Origin of the sequence: Lacunimicrobium album (assembly GCF_052161635.1) — a bacterium.
In the GTDB taxonomy this organism is placed as follows: Bacteria; Planctomycetota; Planctomycetia; order Planctomycetales; family Planctomycetaceae; genus SXPC01.
On the sequence record NZ_CP197413.1, the window covers coordinates 1 to 16196 of the forward strand.

Below are 16196 nucleotides of genomic sequence, written 5' to 3' on the forward strand. Positions count from 1 at the left end.
ATGCCCGAACAATCTCTCCCCGGCAATTCTCTCCCCAATGAGTCTCTTCCAATTGAGGCTCTCACCGCGCTGATCCAGGCCCAGCTCTCCGAGCACATCGGTGCTCACCGTTACCAGCAGTGGTTCGATAAGACTGTCTGGAAACTCGATGGTGATCAGCTGACGGTTTGCGTGGCACACCAGATCCTTCTGGGCTGGGTCTCCAAACAGTACCGCAAAGTCATCGAGCAACTCGCGCAGCCGATCCTCGGCCGTCGAGTCACGGTGGAGTTCGCCATCGATGCGAATCTGGCTGGCCTTCAAACGAAGGTTGAGAACGTGACGGCTGTCACTCCCGTGGCATCACCGAAATCGACTTCCATCAAGAAGCTCGATGCACGCCCTCAAACGTCTCGTGACATCAGCACGGATATCAGTCGTAACCTGACCAGTCCCACTCGCACGACCCGTGCGAACGGCTCGCGTCCACGTCGTCTGTTCCAGTTCGATGACTTCATCGTCGGACCGTGCAACAAGCTGGCGTATACGACCGCTCGTAATATCGCGTCACAGCCGCTCGAAGACTTCAGCACGCTGTACGTCGCGGGCACGATCGGGACCGGTAAGACCGCGCTCCTGCAATCGATTTACGCTGAAATCACGAAGCATCATCCTGAACTCAAGGTTCTCTACCTGACGGCTGAAGACTTCGGAAATCAGTATGCCATCGCGTTGCAGTCCAAGGCGCTCGCATCCTTCCGCAGCAAGTTCCGTCAGATCGATATCCTCATCATTGATGACATTGATTTCCTGATCGGTAAAAACAACTTTCAACAGGAGTTGCTTAACACCATTCGCACGTTGGAACAACGGGGTCTGAAGCTCATCGTCAGCGCGGATCGACATGCACGGATGCTGCCGGGGTTCTCGGAAGAACTATGCAATCGGCTGATATCTGGTGTCTTCACGAAGCTTCAGGCCCCTGATTTTGGAACGCTCAAGCAAATCGCGCAAGGACTCTGTCTGAAGCTCAACTTCGACCTGTCGGAGCCCGTCATCGATTTCGTCAGCAAGCGTTTCCACCGAACCTTCCGCGAACTGCAGGGGGCGATCAACTCGCTCCACGCTCATTCGCTGATGCAAGGCTCACCACTGTCACTGTCAGCCGCCAAGCAGGTTCTCTCGGAACTGTTGCGAGACAGCACACGTATCATCCGTCTGAGCGATATCGAACAGGCTGTCTCAGAAATGTTCGGCCTGGATGTCGCGACGATGAAGTCCGCCAGCCGGGCTCGTCAGGTCTGTCAGGCACGCATGATCGCGATGTACCTGTCGCGCCATCTCCTGAAGGTCTCCTTCAACGAGATCGGCACCCACTTTGGCGGTCGCAATCACTCGACCGTCGTCACGGCAGAACGCAAGGTCCGCGAGTGGATCAAGCGGGACGAGCAGTTTCCAGTCGCCACACAAATGTGGGCGATCAGTGACCTGCTGAGCAATATCGAGCAGCAGCTGATGGTGGTTTGAGGTCGCAGCCCAAACGTAACGTCTGGTAAAAACAAAAAGGAGAAGCGACCGGGGGGTGACGCTTCTCCTTTTTTGTTGTCAGGCGGTTGGGAAGACCGCCGTCACACGAAGTGATTTAGTAACGCTGCGTGCTCCCGCTCGGCGAAATGACAGGCAGCTGCGTGTTCGAAGTCTGCTGGCCGGTCTGATAGCCAGAGTTCGGCTGCGTCATCCTGGAGTTATTCGGGGCGTAATTGCCAGTCCCGCTTTGCGGATTCCCCTGATTGGGATTCCATTGTGGCAGGTTGCCAGTCTGTTGCAGTGCACTTCCACCCTGTCGTTGGGGATTCCACTGAGGCAGGCTTTGCTGCATGTTACTGGTCTGCTGAGGTGTCATCCCCTGGCTGCGAATGTTCGGAGCCTGGCTGGAGTTGTTCATCGGCTCCTCAGGTTGTGTCGGAGAACCACCGCCGCGTTGACGATACATGTGATCCTGCCACGACATCGTCCCCTGTCCATCCTGTGAACCGGATTGACCATTGTAACCCGAGCTCGTCATCGAAGGAGTCACGACCTGCTGTGAACTTGGCTGATGATTGAACTGCGGCGAGAGGGCAGACTGCTGATACATCTGCTGATATTCACGCTGATGCTGGGCTGCCTGCTGCTGATAAGGATCATTCTGGAACGCAGGCTGAGAAGGCATCGTTCCGCCGAGTTGCTGAATACCGTTGTTGTTCTGCGACGGGACCAGATTTCCATCCGCTGATTTGTATTGCGTATGGACAGCCTGCTGCATCATGTCGTTCTGCTGAAACTGACTATTCATATCCGGAGCCTGACGGTTCCAGTTATTCGGCATATTCCCGCCCAGGAACGAATCACTCCCCGGCAGCGAGCGACTTGTCGACTGTGGAGCGGCGGCGTTCGTAGAAGGATTCATCATCGCATTCGGATTGTTCGAAAACGAAGACGGTTGTCCCAGAAAACCTTGCGGCGGATTCTGCGTATTGGCAGAACTGTCGACAGGGAACATCTGACCGCCGCCGGCATTCATCCCCATCTGCATCGCTTTGGCTTGAGCAGCGTCAAAGGCATTCATGGATGCCGAAGACTGGTTGGATGGCATTGGCTGCGACTGCACAGACGGTGATCCCATTGAGGGCGGATACGGAGTTCGCTGACCATTCATCGGATTTTCCGATGGGGAAGACATCGAACGGTCCTGAGGTCGTTGTTGCTGCGACTGCATCGTCGGCTGTTGTTGATTCATGGACGATGGATTGTTCTCGACGTTCCAGGGAGTCGAGAACGGATTCGATCGATTGTTTTGTGACGGCGGATTCTGCGACGGCATGTTCTGACCGACGTAACCGTTGGTCTGTTCAACCCGGTTCTGCATCATGCCGGCCGACTGCTGATAGTCCGCATTCTGAAAACCACCATTCGGCATGCCGCTGTTCTGGAAGCCCCCGTTTTGGAAGCCCCCATGATTCGGCTGGCTGAATTGCTGTTGCGAACCCATATTGCCAGCATACTGTTGATCCAGTTGCTGATTGGGCTGATAAGGCTGCATCGGCTCAGGACGTGGGAGACGTTGATCCTGTTGAAAGTTCTGCGGATGATATTGCCCCTGCATCCCGCGAGGATCCGGTGCGCTGATCGGCGGATTTTGTGCGAGTTGCGTATTCATCGAATCATAGGAAGGATTCGAATCCATATTTCGCGATGGCACATTCCGCTGCATGTCATCTTGATCAATCGCCATCAACTGCTGCTTGAGTCGATTGTCATCAATCGACTGAGCCACCATCTGTGCCTGATGAGTCTGGTTGTATCGCTGAGCATCCCGCTGATTGGTTTTTCCACGAGCGATATCCCGTTCACGGGCGGCAGCCATGTCATCGAGAATCTGCTGGGTCTGCTTGTTCGGGCTCTTGCCCCCTTTGGAGGCCAACTGGAACGGACTGGCAGTCTTGCCACCAAGGACTTTGTTCAACTGAGCGCGAGCATCCGCTTCACTGGAGACATTCCGATACATCGCGATCGCGCGATCTTCGTCACCCACCTGGGCGTACATGTCACCAAGATTGATCGATGCTTTGCGGTGCTGAGGATCTTTCTCGAGGGCAGTTCGCAGATAGTCTTCGCTCTGCGCGTATTTCTTCTGCAGCAGATAGCTATAGCCAAGGTTGGCCAGGAGATCGACGTTGTTCGGGTCGTAGCGCAACGCTGTCTTGTAATACTGTTCGGCGAGCTGATATTGCCCCTGCTGATCCGCAATGATCGCCAGGCCATGATTGGCATCAGCATGATCAGGACGATAGCTGAGAACGACTTCGTAATCCTGCTGAGCGGCACCAAAGTCACCCTTGGCGAGGTGAGCCTCAGCAGAGGTGAGCTTTTCCTGAACGATCTGAACGGCTGAGACAGTTTTGTCTTTCGCAACCGGTGTAGAACCCGGCGTCCCGTTGAAAGCCATTTTCTGCTGAGAGTCTGCGCGTTGTTGCATCTGCTTCTGGTTGAACGCAGACTGCATCCCTGAGGTCTGGCATCCTGCCGAACCTGCCAGGGCGACCGCGACGGCTAAACGAATCAGCCGTGAATGGGCCAACGTGCGTCGATTGGAATTGAGCATTGAGGAGGCTCGCTTGTCGGAGAGAAGACAGGAACGCACCACGAGCGTGACTCGTGGAACGTTAAAATGAAGAGCGGGAGTTGCGTGACGAAAAGATGGGCCCGCCACAACGCGCAAGGTAGGAAACGCGTCTCCGCTTTTCAGAAAGGTGGGCGGGGTTATAAAACCGAGCCAGCCGAAGGTCGATAGCTCTTAAGCGCTGAGGCTGACAACAGGCCGAATCGTTGTAACTTTGATAATGGTTGTTGCCATCATGGCACGTTTTACAAGTAAGAATTGCAAAGCCATACTCTCGCCTGAATTCGTATGTCCCCCAATGTGACGACGAGGCCGTCAAAACAGGCCCTCTTTGCGGTTTTTCAGGCTTTGGCACCACGTTCGCTATTAAACGCTCTCGGTGAATGAGAGAGATGGGATTCGTGACGCTAGAGGTGGCGAAGCGTTTCCCCAAGTGACTGCGGGACACTCCCCCAGGGAGCTGTCCAACTCTGTCTAAAGACGCCGAGTGACTTCGCTCACTCGGCGTCTTTTATTCTGCGCACTGCCGAAAGAGAGACTGGAACGCAGAGCACGCCGAGGCCGGAAGAATATTCTTTTACCAAACGCAACTTGAAATAGCGCGGTCTCCAAAAGTCGTGCCATGCTCACAGCTTTGGGGCTGTCTTTTATACACAAGTCTGTGAACAGGGCACCCGACATACTTGGTCCCCTGTGTCAACCACAAGATATTGGGCATTAGTCGTACTTCGAGGCCCAAGGATTTGTGGTTCCCAACTTGTGTATAAAAGACAGCAGCTTTGGGTGAGCATGCTGCTTCGTTTGACGTTGGAGCGTTCAGAACATGCTTACTCAAAGCCGCCGCAAGCATGGCACGTAGGGAGAAAATATTTTTCCTATCGCGCAGCGAAAAAGGCGAACCCCTGACGAGAGGTTCGCCTTCGCAAATTCCTATTACAATTAGCTTTAAGGCAAAAACGCCATTCTTGCCACGGTGTTCCGACTAAACAGTGATCCGGCTAAGAAGCTGATGGAACATAGCTGTTTGAAGTCACGGGAGCAGACGAACCATTGCCTTCATAAGGACTATGGGCAGGCTCAGTCGCCGGAACATGATTGGTGGACGGAGTATGGCTGATTGCCGGGGCGTGACTGATTGCCGGGGCATGGTTAGTTGCCGGAGCATGATTGGTAAAGGAGGCAGGTTCCGCAGTATGGCCAGCAAACGCTGGGGTTCGCATGACGCGTTCGTCTTCAGCTCGCTCGAGCTCGCGTACCTTTTCTTCCATCTCTTTGCCCGGCTTGAATGTCACGACAAATTTCGAGCCGACGAAAACCTGATCACCAGTGCGCGGATTGCGGGCCTTGCGGGCGGCACGTTTCTTGACTTCAAAGACACCAAAGTTTCTCAGCTCGATGCGGTGCTCAGAATCTTCAACAAGGGTCTTGATGATCGCGTCAAACGTCTTCTGGACGATGTCTTTGACCTTCAGCTGCGTCTCGCCCATCTCGTCGGAAATCTGTTTGACGATCTCTTTCTTGGTCACAGCGATATCTCCAAAGGTGACTGAGAAGGCTCAGCGGGCAATGCGACAAAATCTGTACGCATCGTCAGTCGAAGAGTTCTCGATGGCTGCGAGACAGAATACCAATTTGAATCAGTCTCGTCTGCAACTAGTGAATTCACAAGTATTAACGTCCTCAGTGTAAGCACGCGAATCCGACGATGTCAACCCGACGAAATTGGAAATTCACTGATTGACACATCGTTCCCTGATTCGCTCCACAATCCCTAAACTGGTCTTGTCGTGTACAAATTAAGACGTTCATGGGGCAAACGAATCGACTTCATTCATCACTTTTTGCACCTGTCGGCGACTGTTGAGACTGCGTTTCAACGAACCGTGTCAGATGCACATGCAGCGGTCGATAATCCCAGGTCAGATCATGAAGATGGTGAACCTCTTTCAGCTCATTGGTAAACTGCTCGGCAATCTCTGGCCCGACTGTCATTTCATACTTCGGGTCACAAAAATAAACACGACACCCGAGTGGGCGTTTCTCTCGAGCCGTGCAAAGCCCCCTAATTTGAAACGGGCAGGAGGCATCATCAATGACTGCCCCCTCCGGAAGTCCCTCAGAAACCAGGAGATCGAGCTCTGGTTGCGACAGGAAAAGCGTGTGATCATATTCACGAAACCGACAACATCGCCCACTCACCTGACACACCGGCGCATGCCGGGCAATCTCCGCCTGCATCCGGTCATAAATGCCCTTGATCTCATCAATCACAGGTAACGGCGTCATCAACAATTCCCCCGGCGAGCGGGGGGTGTCAACCCCCTGTCTTATTCTTCTTAAATTCGCTTCTATTGCAATCTCAACAACTGCATTCTCAACAACTTACAGCGAACGCTGCTCGCGGTTCTGCTCAATGATTTCCAGACTGACCAGCTTGCCCTTATTAATTCCAGGACACCCTTTCCCGACATCATTCCAGGCATCGACCGACGTCAGATGCCGATCCCAGAACGGCCACGTCCGACACTGAATCGGCCTCACCGGATAGATCCTGCATCCCCGCGAGTTCGGATCAAAGTAATAACAGTCTCCGTTGGGATAGTCTTTGATCGAAACCTTCCCGTTAAGATACTTGGTCGCGAGAAGTCGAATCGCGCCAACGGGTTCGTTCAAATGATCCGCAATCGCCTGAATCTCAGCATCATTCACCCACACCGCACCGGGCGATCCGGTGCAGCAGTTGCCGCATTGTGTACATTGAAAGCGCAAACCTTCATGATACCACGGAAGCTCAGCGTTCTCTTCTGACATGAAAGACTCAGATGACGACGACATAGGCAAAACCACAACCAGCAGATCACGAAAACGGTTAGTATATCGATCCTCGCCACTCCCGTCGCCTGGCGAATTCATCGAACATCAAAATCCTGTTAACGACTGCAACCCCATGTGGCGTCAAAGAGAGATGTCAGCCGTGATCCTCGCGGGCGGCGCCGGTCAACGCCTCGGCTGCCCCAAAGCTGCGATGGAATTTCGCCCGGGCGAGACGCTCCTGGCCCGCAAAGTCAGTCAGTTACGTCCTCACTTCGAACGCATCATCATCGTTGCCAACCAGTCCGTCCATGACACCCAACCTTTTCCCGACATGGACACCCTGACTGATCACAGCGACTATCAAGGTCCCCTCGTCGCCCTTGCTCCCGTCTTCCAGTCCTATGCTGCCCGTACTGAAAAGCTCTTCATCACGGGTTGCGACTTCCCCTTCTTCCGGCCGAAATCGATCCGTCTCCTCGACGAAAAACTATCAAACAACGACCTGGCCCTCTTCAACCATGCAGACCACCTGATCCCCTTAGCCGCCATCTACCGGACTCGACTCTCCGGTCACCTCAACGATCTTGTCGCCAGCGGGGAACGTCGGCTCATGCGATTCATCGACACCTGCTCAAGATCGATTCTTTCCTCGGTCGCATTACAAACCTTCGATCCAGAGTTCACATCACTTTTGAATGTCAACACCCCCGAAGACCTCGCCACCGCCCGCGCACTTGACAACGCCGACCTCTAACCTTCTTTTTTGACTTCTTCCAATGTCACCAGCGGGAACTCTCCCATTCCCCGTCTCACTGTTCGGTAGTTTTCCGACGAAGACGGATCCTGCTTATACAAAAAAATCTCCAGCACATCGTAATCGCGATCAAATCCCACTGCACGGACTCGCTCCGCGATCCCATTGACCCGCTCCAGCACGGCGGCATCGTCCTTCAAATCCAGCGTCGACCGCATGAGCACCCGCAGCCTCTTCGTCGAATTCTCCAGGTGACTCTTATAGGCCCCACCCTCAACCCGGACCTGCGTCTGGGGAAACGTTTCCGAAAGATCCGCGACCAGCGGCAAAAACGGCGTCGCAGCGATCGTCAGGTAGATCCACAGCCCCAGCGCAAAGACCAGCCCCAGGGCAAACATCCCCAAAACTACGCGGCTGCCAGACGTCGTACGAGCAGGTGTCGATTCCATGGCAGGATTGTAAACAGGAAGACTACACAAGGGCCAGTAACCCTCAGAATAAGTACGACCGTCCAAAATTCCATTTCAGGACAGGATTTGCGAACCCAACCGGTCGGGCGCTTGTCTTTGAACTGACGAAATAGTATCGTACTTCCGTCAGCATGATGTCACTTTTGCCCGCGTGGTGGAACTGGCAGACACGCCAGCTTGAGGGGCTGGTGAGAGCAATCTCGTGAAGGTTCGAATCCTTTCGCGGGCACTTGTGACCTCCTGCTGACCGCTTCTATCGCGTCCATCCGCTATCGACGCCAGTTTTTCCGCTAAGACGAGCCGAATCTTATCCAGCGAGTTTCTCTCAAAGTGACATGCTTGCAGCTTTGAGCAAGCATGTTCTGAACGCTCCAATATCAAACGAAGCAGCATGCTCACCCCAAAGCTGTGAGCATGGCACGACTTTTTTCGACCGCGCTGGCTTAAACTACGGTATCAAGCTCGCCAGAACTCATATCCCGTCTTCTGAATAAACACATCTTCCAGCGTCGGAGTTCCCAGCGTCAATTGAGTGATGCGACTGCCAAAGCTATTGAGCAGCGGAGCCAGCAGTGTTTCCGCCTCGGAATGCTCGATGCGAAGCTCGTCCGGCAGCGTGCGAACTTCAACCTGAAGCCGAGTTTTGATCTCATCGGCCAGCGACCTGAGTTCAGCAGACTTGATCGTGATAAATCGGGACCCCAGCGACGATTTCAGATCGTCCGGACGCCCCTCTGCGATCAGCTTGCCCTCTGAAAGTAGCGCGAGTGTATCGCAGCGGTCTGCTTCTTCCATCAGGTGTGTTGAAAGAATGATCGTCGTCTCGCCGTTTTGACGAATCAGATCGAGGAACCGCCACAGGTCAATCCGGGCAGCAGGGTCTAGCCCCGTCGAAGGTTCATCCAACAGCAAAATCCGGGGCTGATGCAGCAGGCTTTTCGCGATCTCGACACGTCGCTTCAACCCGCCAGACAGCGTCTCGACACGGTCTTTGCGACGTTCAATGATGCCCAGCTCTTTGAGCACCTCATCGATTCGCTGCTTGCGATGTGACGAACTCAATCCGTACAGGCGAGACTGGTGCAGCAGGTTCTCATCAACCGTCAGCTTAGGGTCCAGACTCGGCGATTGAAACGTAACCCCCAGCAGCCGACGCACCTGATCCGCTTGCGACTTCAAATCATGACCGAGAATGCTGACATCACCAGCCTGCAACGGCAGCAGCGTTGATAGTAGACGAAACAATGTCGTCTTGCCCGATCCATTCGGCCCCAAAAGTCCAAACAGCTTCCCCGCAGGAACATCGATCGAAAGCTCACTCAGCGCAGTGCGACTGCCGTAGGCAAAGGAAACTTGGCTCAGGGAGATCGCAGTCGTTGTCATGGAATCAATGTCCGCTGTGAGCAGTCAGCGGCTTGTCAGAAGCAGTGGTGTCCGGCGTGACCTGCAGATTCGGATCGTTGACGTAATACTGCGTGGAGAGATCCGGGTAAAGCGAAATCGGCAGCAGGATCGCCATCGAAATCGTCGGAGCCAGCAAGAGATACTTCCAGCCCCCTTCGAACTTCACGTGCATGAAGTACAGGATGACGTAAATCGCCTTCGCGAGCGCGACCGACATCGCAATCGCGACAATCAATACCTTCAATCCTGAAAACGGAATGAAGTCCGCCGCCACCGAGACCAGCGTCAAACCACACAACGTCAGGAAAATCGGCATATAGTTAGCCGAGTCATGGTGTTCGTCGAAGGCGGGACTGGCTTCGGTGTGTGTCATTGGTCGTTGTCTCGAGCAGCAATTATTTAGAAATTACGTTGAGTGGCGAAATCCGCCAGCTCTTCGAGAATATCGCGGGCCGGGCTGGCAGGCAACACTTGAAGCTCCTGACGGGCGTTGGCTGCGAACTCGAACGCCTTCTGCTGCGTGTATTCCAGCGCATCGCTGGTCGCAAGATAGGTCATCAGCTGCTTGACCGATTGTTCATCCGGCTGAGAAAGAAGCTCGCGAATGACCTGTCCCTGCTCCGGCGTTGATTGAGAAAGCAGCCTGATCAGCGGCAGAGTGAGTTTCTGCTTTTGGAGGTCCGTTCCCAGCGTTTTGCCAGTTTCCCCTTCTGTCCCGGTCATGTCCAGCACGTCATCAGCGATCTGAAACGCCATGCCTAGAAGATGACCGTATTGAGTCATCGCTTTGACGACTTCATCCGCCCCATCGGCATAGAGGGCACCAAGTTCGCAGGCGACTGCACAAAGTTCGCCCGTCTTGCCATCGATAATGCGGAAATATTCGTCTTCGCTCAGATCGAAATTCCCTCGACTGCGAATCTGTGACAGTTCCCCTTCGCAGACGATATTCGTCGAGCGACCAATCAAGCGGCAGGCTCGCGTCGTCTCAAGGGAGGCAGCCAGGTGAAACGCGTGAGTGAAAAGATAATCGCCGAACAAAACGCTCGTCTCGTTGTTCCAGCGGTTATTCAGGGTCGCAACGTGTCGACGAGTTTCCGCTTCATCCAGAACATCATCATGAACCAGCGTCGCGGTGTGAATCATCTCGACGACGGCAGCCAGAGTATAGTGAGCCGGGTTGATGTCTCGAACAGCTTTGGCGGTCAGAAGCAACAGAATCGGGCGGAGCCGTTTGCCGGTGAAGCGGGCCGCGTGAGCCAGCAAATCTTCGACGTATCCGTTTTGAGATTTCAGTTCCGCATGGAAGACCTTCTCGACCTCCAGAAGATCAGCCCCGATCAGATGCCTGATGCGGCCGAAAAGCTCATGCTGAAGTGTCGATGTAGACATGATTCACTCAAATGGCAATGGTTGTTTGCGACCCGCCTGTCAGACGCCTTAACAGGCATCCCGATACTCGTCTGCTGCGCAGGATGACAGGCTAATGTAGACGATCAATCGACGTTTTCCTAGTCCATGCAGGAACTTGTGTTGATCCTCCATCCTGCTGCATCAACCGAAATTCGAGTGGCAACATTAACAGGCAAACCAAGCCAAAGAAAAGTTAAGACATAACCAAATGTTCATTGGCCGTACATTATGTCGTACGCGTAAAATCCCCTGACTTCCCCCCCGATTTCGAGACAAGTCGAACATCGGTGATTTCCATCCCGCGGTCAATCGCTTTGCACATATCGTAAACCGTTAGCGCCGCCGTCGTCACCGCTGTCAATGCCTCCATCTCGACGCCGGTCTTTGCAGTCACCTTCACCGTCGCCGTGATCTGGACCGTCCTCTCAGAGGTCATCTCAAACCCAACTGTCACCCCCTCCAGCGGCAGCGGGTGACACAGTGGAATCAGGTGAGACGTCTGCTTGGCCCCCATAATCCCCGCCAGTCGGGCCACTTCCAGGACATCCCCTTTGGCAAATGCCTTGTCCTGAATCTTCAGCAACGTCTCCGCCTGCATCCTCACCGTCGCCTCCGCAACCGCGACCCGCTGGGTAACGCCCTTCTCCCCCACATCCACCATGCGGGAAGCACCAGTTTCATCAAAATGAGTCAATGGAGACATCAAGAAAACTCGTTCTAAATCTGTCCCTTCTCCCCCGGGGAGAAGGTGTCGGCGCTTCGACGACGGATGAGGGAATGCGCCAGGCGAGAGTAGACAACGGGAGCACACAGTCGACAGGCATGAGTCTCACAACTGCGAATACGGCACATCAAACGTATTCCCATCCTTCATGTTCCCCGATTCATACCCCTTTTGAAACCACTTCATCCGTTGTTCACTCGTGCCGTGGGTAAAGGAATCAGGCTGGACGTAACCCTGTGACTGCTTTTGCAGACGGTCGTCACCGATCGCTTGTGCAGCATTGATCGCTTCTCGCAGATCTCCATTTTCCAGGATGTCTTTCATCTGCTGAGCATGATGAGCCCAGACCCCCGCGAGGAAGTCCGCCTGCAGTTCCAGTCGTACAGACAACTGATTCTGCTCCTCTTCGGACACCCGGCCACGCATCGAGTCGACTTTGGCAGTGAAGCCAGTCAGTCGCTGGACATGGTGACCAACTTCGTGAGCAATAACATACGCCTGTGCAAAATCCCCTTCCGCACCAAACCGGTTTTGAAGCTCGTTGTAAAAGCTCAGGTCGATATAAACTTTCTGATCAGCCGGGCAGTAAAACGGCCCGGTTGCCGATGAGGCGTATCCGCAACCAGACTGCGTCGACTGCGAAAACAGAACCAGCGTTGGCTCGCGATACTGTTCATTGAGCTGCTCTTGAAACACCTTATTCCAGACATCTTCAGTATCAGCAAAAACGACTTTCACAAAACTGGCCAGCTTGTTCTCTTCCGGAGTGATTTCATGCTCACCCCCTTGCTGTTGCTGAACCACTGCAGGTCCCTGCTGCAGGACGACACGCAGGATTTGACCGAAATCCGCTCCGCTGAACCAGAGAATCGCGACCATGACCAAAAGGCCCATCCCCCCACCGACGCCGCCGACCATGCGTTGTCCGGGTTGTCCTCGTCGATCGTCTACATTCGAGCTCTCTCGTCGTCCTTGCCAGCGCATGGGTGTCGTCCTGTGAGTGGAGATGGTTGTGGAGTGACGATTTTAGACACTCCCCCAGTCACATCGCACGCGCAAACTCAGCGATTTTTAAGAAGAGCAACCACGGATAAACACGGATTCACACCGATGAAGTCATGATGAACGGCCGACCAAGCATTGCTTCGCTTAAAGCACAGTTTTTATCCGTGTCGATCCGTGTTGATCCGTGTTGATCCGTGGTTCGTATTCTGTCTTCTAAACCCAGTTCTGAACCGGTGGGAAATACAGCCAGAAGATCAGCGCAACTGGCGAGGCATACATAATACTGTCGAGGATATCCAGAATCCCGCCAAAGCCCGGCATGAGTTTGCTGGAATCCTTCTGGCCGAGGTCGCGTTTGATCAGAGATTCAAACAGGTCACCCACAATCCCGACCACGCCCAGGACAAGACCATAAACAGCCGACCAGAGAATGGGGCACCGCGTCCACGTGGGATCAAACATTTTGGGTGCCAGCGACAGCCACAAAACAGACAACAGCGTCGAACCGATCAGTGCACCACGAAACCCCCACCAGGTTTTGGCAGGACTGAGACGTGGCGTCATCTTGTTTTTTCCAAACATGCGTCCGAAGGCATAAGCGCCGATGTCGCCCCCCTTCGTCGCGATAATGACGGACGTCAGAATCAGATAGCCAGCGTTCGGGCTGATGACCCACCGAAACTGGGCCATGATCGACAATAACAGCCCGACATAAACCAGACACAACAACTCCGCCGCGACGACCGTCAGGTTCTGCCCCGGCGCCCGATAGCGGTGCGTCGATGCAAAGAAGATCGCCATCACCCCCACCGAGAACGTCACCAGCAACTGGGCGATATTCGCCATCGGCGTGAACGTCGCCATCCCTGCCGACGAGGCCACCGGGAGGAACCAGTTCGAAGCAATCAAGACCGCCACCAGCGATTGAATCAGCGTTGGACGAATTGTAATTCCGCTGACTCGAAACAGATGGAGCATTTCGCGCGTCGAGCCGAATCCCAGCCCCAACCCGACCGCCAGCAGAATCGGAGCAGCGACTCCGATCGCATGGTCAGCCGCGAAAACGACCAGCAGCATCGCGATCACAATCATCGAAACGATGACTCGTTTCAGCAAACCCCGTGACTGACGACCAGACGCAGTCACCGCCTGGTCAGCGATCGGAACAGTAGGAATCGTCATGACGTCACACTTTTTGCAGCAGCAGGCGACGAAGTCGATTCAACAGCAGCAGCTTGATCCTTGAGTCCACCAAAGCGTCGTTCCCGACCAGCATATTCCAGAAGCGCCTGATGAAAGTCTGGCACTCGAAACTCCGGCCAGAATTTCTGCGTGACATAAATCTCTGCGTAACTGATCTGCCACAGCAGGAAGTTACTGATCCTCATTTCACCCGCCGTCCGGATCAGCAAATCGGGATCGACCATGCCAGCCGTCTGCAAAGCAGATGACACCGTCTCGTCGTTGATCTCATTGGGAGAAATCTCTCCTGCCTGCACCCGGGTCGCGATCGTCCGAATCGCGGAAACAATCTCTTGGCGACTGCCATAGTTGAGCGCCAAGCACAGCTTCATGCCGGTATTTTTTGTCGTCAGTTGTCGAGTCAGTTCGACCTCTTGAATCACGGCCGGCCCAAGTTGTTCGACATCCCCGATCGTCGAGAACCGGATATTCTGATCGACAATCAGCTTGCGCTCTTGAACCAGGAAGTGACGCAACAGGCTCATCAGGAAGTCGAATTCCGTCTTCGGACGCTTCCAGTTTTCGCTCGAAAAACAATACAGCGTCAGCTGGCCGATCCCTAACCGGACTGCTTCTTCAACAATAATCCGCACGGACTGTACCCCGCGACGGTGACCTTCCACTCGCGGCCATCCTTGTCGACGCGCCCAGCGACCGTTTCCGTCCATGATAATCGCAATGTGTCGGGGGAGCAGTTCCGGATCGATCTGCGCAACGCGACCGGCGAGCTCTTCAGTCGTCGGAGCCGCAGGGCTATCGACTTTCTGCTTTTCCCCAAAACCCAAAAGAGACATGCGATCAATTCTGCCTGGCGGCGTTGTGGCCACATTCAACGAGCAAACGGTTCAACGAGCAAATCAATTCTCACCGCGAAGTGTAGCAGTTGCCAGGCAGGAGGGTAAAGCTTGAGAAACGATCCCGTAGAAATTGGGAAGGATGAGCAAGCAGAGCAGTTCAATTTTGCACACCATCACCTCCGACCGCGTAGGCCTGAATTCACGAGACACACGGAACTCAGATGACGTCTGATGTCTATCGGGATAGCCGAGAGCGTCGGTCCTGCCAAAGGACATCGTACTTCATCAGGTTCTTATCGAAGAACTCGATCAAGTCCTTCTTCAACTGCGGCGTCCGTGTTGCCAGCGCGACCCCGTTCAGATTCGAGTCGTACTGCTTGAGAACAACCCGAGCCTTGTTTTCCTGATGGGCCTGCAAAACCTTATCAAGTCGCTCGGCCTGCTTCACGGTCGCAGTATCCTGCGTCCCATAGGCAGAGAAGAACGCAATCTGTCGCATTGGGGCGGTCAGCCCGCGAAGGGAAACATTCGCATTCACGCCCGGGAGTTGCATGATCGGAGAAATCATCGCGATGGCGTGAACGTCCTGACCTCGCGGCGTTCGCATCATCGCTGTCGGTGCATCATCATAAGGCAGCTTGTTCCAATCAAGTTCTGCAAACGCCAGGGCAATCGGAACGCTCATGTCCGAGGCGATAATCCCAAGCTTTCGGACGTTCAGATTCTTTCTCTGATGTTCGTCCAGCAGGAAATTCTTGACCGCTTCCAGATCGAATCCAGCCATATTGGGATACTGGTTGGGACGCAGATCCGTGGTGTCGAACTTCTGACCATTAGCCGTCGTCTTGCTGTTACCGTGCATCCGCAGGTCGACGATCACAACGGCATACCCCAGTTCCTGCAGAGTCTTTCCGTAATCGTTTTTCCAGGCCAGGGCATTGCTGTTTTCACCATGGACAATCATGATCACCGGCGCATCCTGCATGCCAGGCTGACTGTAATACTCGACCGAAATCAGCCACCCGTCGCCAGTGGTCAACTGCTTCTGCTCGACCGCTGGAGCTGCAGGAGGTTGGGCCCCGAACGCCGTATTCAGACCTGTGGCTGACACGAGCGTCAGCATCGCGATCGAAAAACTTCGTCGGGAAAGAATCGGAAGACTTGGATGTGGTGTCATGGCAGAGTTCCTCACAGCGTCGATTTTCGATACAGTCAACGTTCGTTACACAGTGACCGTCCAACAAATTGACCTTAAAATTTCGGTGACTGGGTGGCCCGCAATCATTCTTCATCCTACACAGGCGGCCAGTCAGAACACAGCGTAATTTTCCAGACAGGACATCCGAAAGCCCGTTCGGTGGTCAGCGTGGCCATCAAGATGGTATAAACTCTCTGTCTTAACGGACGCAATGTTCATTCCTGAGGCTTCCCA

At 54.2% G+C, this 16196-nt stretch carries 15 protein-coding genes and 1 tRNA gene; 3 read left to right on the forward strand and 13 right to left on the reverse strand.

The genetic code is table 11. From position 1 onward, the window contains the following. Positions 1-1506 (forward strand): chromosomal replication initiator protein DnaA, encoded by a 1506-nt coding sequence (gene dnaA / locus SH248x_RS00005; RefSeq protein WP_459556454.1) that lies wholly within the window; start codon positions 1-3, stop codon positions 1504-1506. Positions 1507-1621: 115 nt separating this feature from the next. Here dnaA and SH248x_RS00010 read toward each other — a convergent pair whose 3' ends face one another. From SH248x_RS00010 to SH248x_RS00025, 4 genes are all read right to left on the reverse strand, one after another. Further along, on the reverse strand, positions 1622-4123 hold the full coding sequence (locus tag SH248x_RS00010) for a tetratricopeptide repeat protein (protein WP_459556455.1): 2502 nt from the start codon (positions 4121-4123) through the stop codon (positions 1622-1624). Positions 4124-5139: 1016 nt separating this feature from the next. Beyond that, positions 5140-5667 carry an HU family DNA-binding protein gene (locus tag SH248x_RS00015; protein WP_459556456.1) on the reverse strand — a complete coding sequence of 176 codons (528 nt, stop codon included), beginning with the start codon at positions 5665-5667 and terminating at the stop codon, positions 5140-5142. 301 nt (positions 5668-5968) lie between these two features. Beyond that, positions 5969-6427, reverse strand: coding sequence for a hypothetical protein (locus tag SH248x_RS00020; RefSeq protein ID WP_459556457.1), 459 nt, complete (start codon positions 6425-6427; stop codon positions 5969-5971). 96 nt (positions 6428-6523) lie between these two features. Beyond that, positions 6524-6952 carry a YkgJ family cysteine cluster protein gene (locus SH248x_RS00025; RefSeq protein ID WP_459556458.1) on the reverse strand — a complete coding sequence of 143 codons (429 nt, stop codon included), beginning with the start codon at positions 6950-6952 and terminating at the stop codon, positions 6524-6526. A gap of 154 nt (positions 6953-7106) precedes the next feature. Between SH248x_RS00025 and mobA the strand changes: the two genes are divergently transcribed. Then, positions 7107-7709, forward strand: a complete 603-nt coding sequence (gene mobA / locus SH248x_RS00030; RefSeq protein WP_459556459.1) for a molybdenum cofactor guanylyltransferase — start codon at positions 7107-7109, stop codon at positions 7707-7709. Here the strand turns inward: mobA and SH248x_RS00035 are convergent. Then, positions 7706-8158 carry a hypothetical protein gene (locus SH248x_RS00035; protein ID WP_459556460.1) on the reverse strand — a complete coding sequence of 151 codons (453 nt, stop codon included), beginning with the start codon at positions 8156-8158 and terminating at the stop codon, positions 7706-7708. The genes mobA and SH248x_RS00035 overlap by 4 nt on opposite strands. 166 nt (positions 8159-8324) lie before the next feature. On the opposite strand from SH248x_RS00035, the gene SH248x_RS00040 reads away from it, so the two are divergent. Next, positions 8325-8408 (forward strand) — tRNA-Leu (locus tag SH248x_RS00040). Positions 8409-8635: 227 nt separating this feature from the next. On the opposite strand, the gene SH248x_RS00045 is transcribed toward SH248x_RS00040, so the two are convergent. The 8 genes from SH248x_RS00045 to SH248x_RS00080 all read right to left on the reverse strand — a co-directional run bounded on the left by SH248x_RS00045 (position 8636) and on the right by SH248x_RS00080 (position 15941). Continuing rightward, a complete protein-coding gene (locus SH248x_RS00045) occupies positions 8636-9562 on the reverse strand; it encodes an ABC transporter ATP-binding protein (protein ID WP_459556461.1) in 927 nt (308 codons plus the stop codon). A 4-nt stretch (positions 9563-9566) separates the two neighbouring features. Continuing rightward, positions 9567-9956 (reverse strand): cytochrome C oxidase subunit IV family protein, encoded by a 390-nt coding sequence (locus SH248x_RS00050; protein ID WP_459556462.1) that lies wholly within the window; start codon positions 9954-9956, stop codon positions 9567-9569. A gap of 26 nt (positions 9957-9982) precedes the next feature. Next, on the reverse strand, positions 9983-10975 hold the full coding sequence (locus SH248x_RS00055; RefSeq protein WP_459556463.1) for a polyprenyl synthetase family protein: 993 nt from the start codon (positions 10973-10975) through the stop codon (positions 9983-9985). A 247-nt stretch (positions 10976-11222) separates the two neighbouring features. Continuing rightward, positions 11223-11699 carry a cyclic pyranopterin monophosphate synthase gene (gene moaC / locus SH248x_RS00060; RefSeq protein ID WP_459556464.1) on the reverse strand — a complete coding sequence of 159 codons (477 nt, stop codon included), beginning with the start codon at positions 11697-11699 and terminating at the stop codon, positions 11223-11225. Positions 11700-11825: 126 nt separating this feature from the next. After that, positions 11826-12704 (reverse strand): neutral zinc metallopeptidase, encoded by an 879-nt coding sequence (gene ypfJ, locus SH248x_RS00065; protein ID WP_459556465.1) that lies wholly within the window; start codon positions 12702-12704, stop codon positions 11826-11828. Positions 12705-12938: 234 nt separating this feature from the next. Next, on the reverse strand, positions 12939-13907 hold the full coding sequence (locus SH248x_RS00070) for a phosphatidate cytidylyltransferase (RefSeq protein WP_459556466.1): 969 nt from the start codon (positions 13905-13907) through the stop codon (positions 12939-12941). Further along, complete coding sequence (locus SH248x_RS00075; protein ID WP_459556467.1) at positions 13904-14761, reverse strand: undecaprenyl diphosphate synthase family protein; 858 nt, start codon at positions 14759-14761, stop codon at positions 13904-13906. The genes SH248x_RS00070 and SH248x_RS00075 overlap by 4 nt, the downstream gene beginning before the upstream one ends. A 238-nt stretch (positions 14762-14999) precedes the next feature. Beyond that, positions 15000-15941, reverse strand: a complete 942-nt coding sequence (locus tag SH248x_RS00080; RefSeq protein WP_459556468.1) for an alpha/beta hydrolase family protein — start codon at positions 15939-15941, stop codon at positions 15000-15002. Between the last annotated feature and the right edge of the window lie 255 nt (positions 15942-16196).

What these genes read in the sequence shown, in the direction of transcription:
- dnaA (WP_459556454.1), top strand. Translation starts at nt 1, where the DNA reads ATGCCCGAACAATCTCTCCCCGGCAATTCTCTCCCCAATGAGTCTCTT.
- SH248x_RS00010 (WP_459556455.1), bottom strand. Translation starts at nt 4,123, where the DNA reads ATGCTCAATTCCAATCGACGCACGTTGGCCCATTCACGGCTGATTCGT.
- SH248x_RS00020 (WP_459556457.1), bottom strand. Translation starts at nt 6,427, where the DNA reads ATGACGCCGTTACCTGTGATTGATGAGATCAAGGGCATTTATGACCGG.
- SH248x_RS00025 (WP_459556458.1), bottom strand. Translation starts at nt 6,952, where the DNA reads ATGTCAGAAGAGAACGCTGAGCTTCCGTGGTATCATGAAGGTTTGCGC.
- mobA (WP_459556459.1), top strand. Translation starts at nt 7,107, where the DNA reads ATGTCAGCCGTGATCCTCGCGGGCGGCGCCGGTCAACGCCTCGGCTGC.
- SH248x_RS00035 (WP_459556460.1), bottom strand. Translation starts at nt 8,158, where the DNA reads ATGGAATCGACACCTGCTCGTACGACGTCTGGCAGCCGCGTAGTTTTG.
- SH248x_RS00045 (WP_459556461.1), bottom strand. Translation starts at nt 9,562, where the DNA reads ATGACAACGACTGCGATCTCCCTGAGCCAAGTTTCCTTTGCCTACGGC.
- SH248x_RS00050 (WP_459556462.1), bottom strand. Translation starts at nt 9,956, where the DNA reads ATGACACACACCGAAGCCAGTCCCGCCTTCGACGAACACCATGACTCG.
- SH248x_RS00055 (WP_459556463.1), bottom strand. Translation starts at nt 10,975, where the DNA reads ATGTCTACATCGACACTTCAGCATGAGCTTTTCGGCCGCATCAGGCAT.
- moaC (WP_459556464.1), bottom strand. Translation starts at nt 11,699, where the DNA reads ATGTCTCCATTGACTCATTTTGATGAAACTGGTGCTTCCCGCATGGTG.
- ypfJ (WP_459556465.1), bottom strand. Translation starts at nt 12,704, where the DNA reads ATGCGCTGGCAAGGACGACGAGAGAGCTCGAATGTAGACGATCGACGA.
- SH248x_RS00070 (WP_459556466.1), bottom strand. Translation starts at nt 13,907, where the DNA reads ATGACGATTCCTACTGTTCCGATCGCTGACCAGGCGGTGACTGCGTCT.
- SH248x_RS00075 (WP_459556467.1), bottom strand. Translation starts at nt 14,761, where the DNA reads ATGTCTCTTTTGGGTTTTGGGGAAAAGCAGAAAGTCGATAGCCCTGCG.
- SH248x_RS00080 (WP_459556468.1), bottom strand. Translation starts at nt 15,941, where the DNA reads ATGACACCACATCCAAGTCTTCCGATTCTTTCCCGACGAAGTTTTTCG.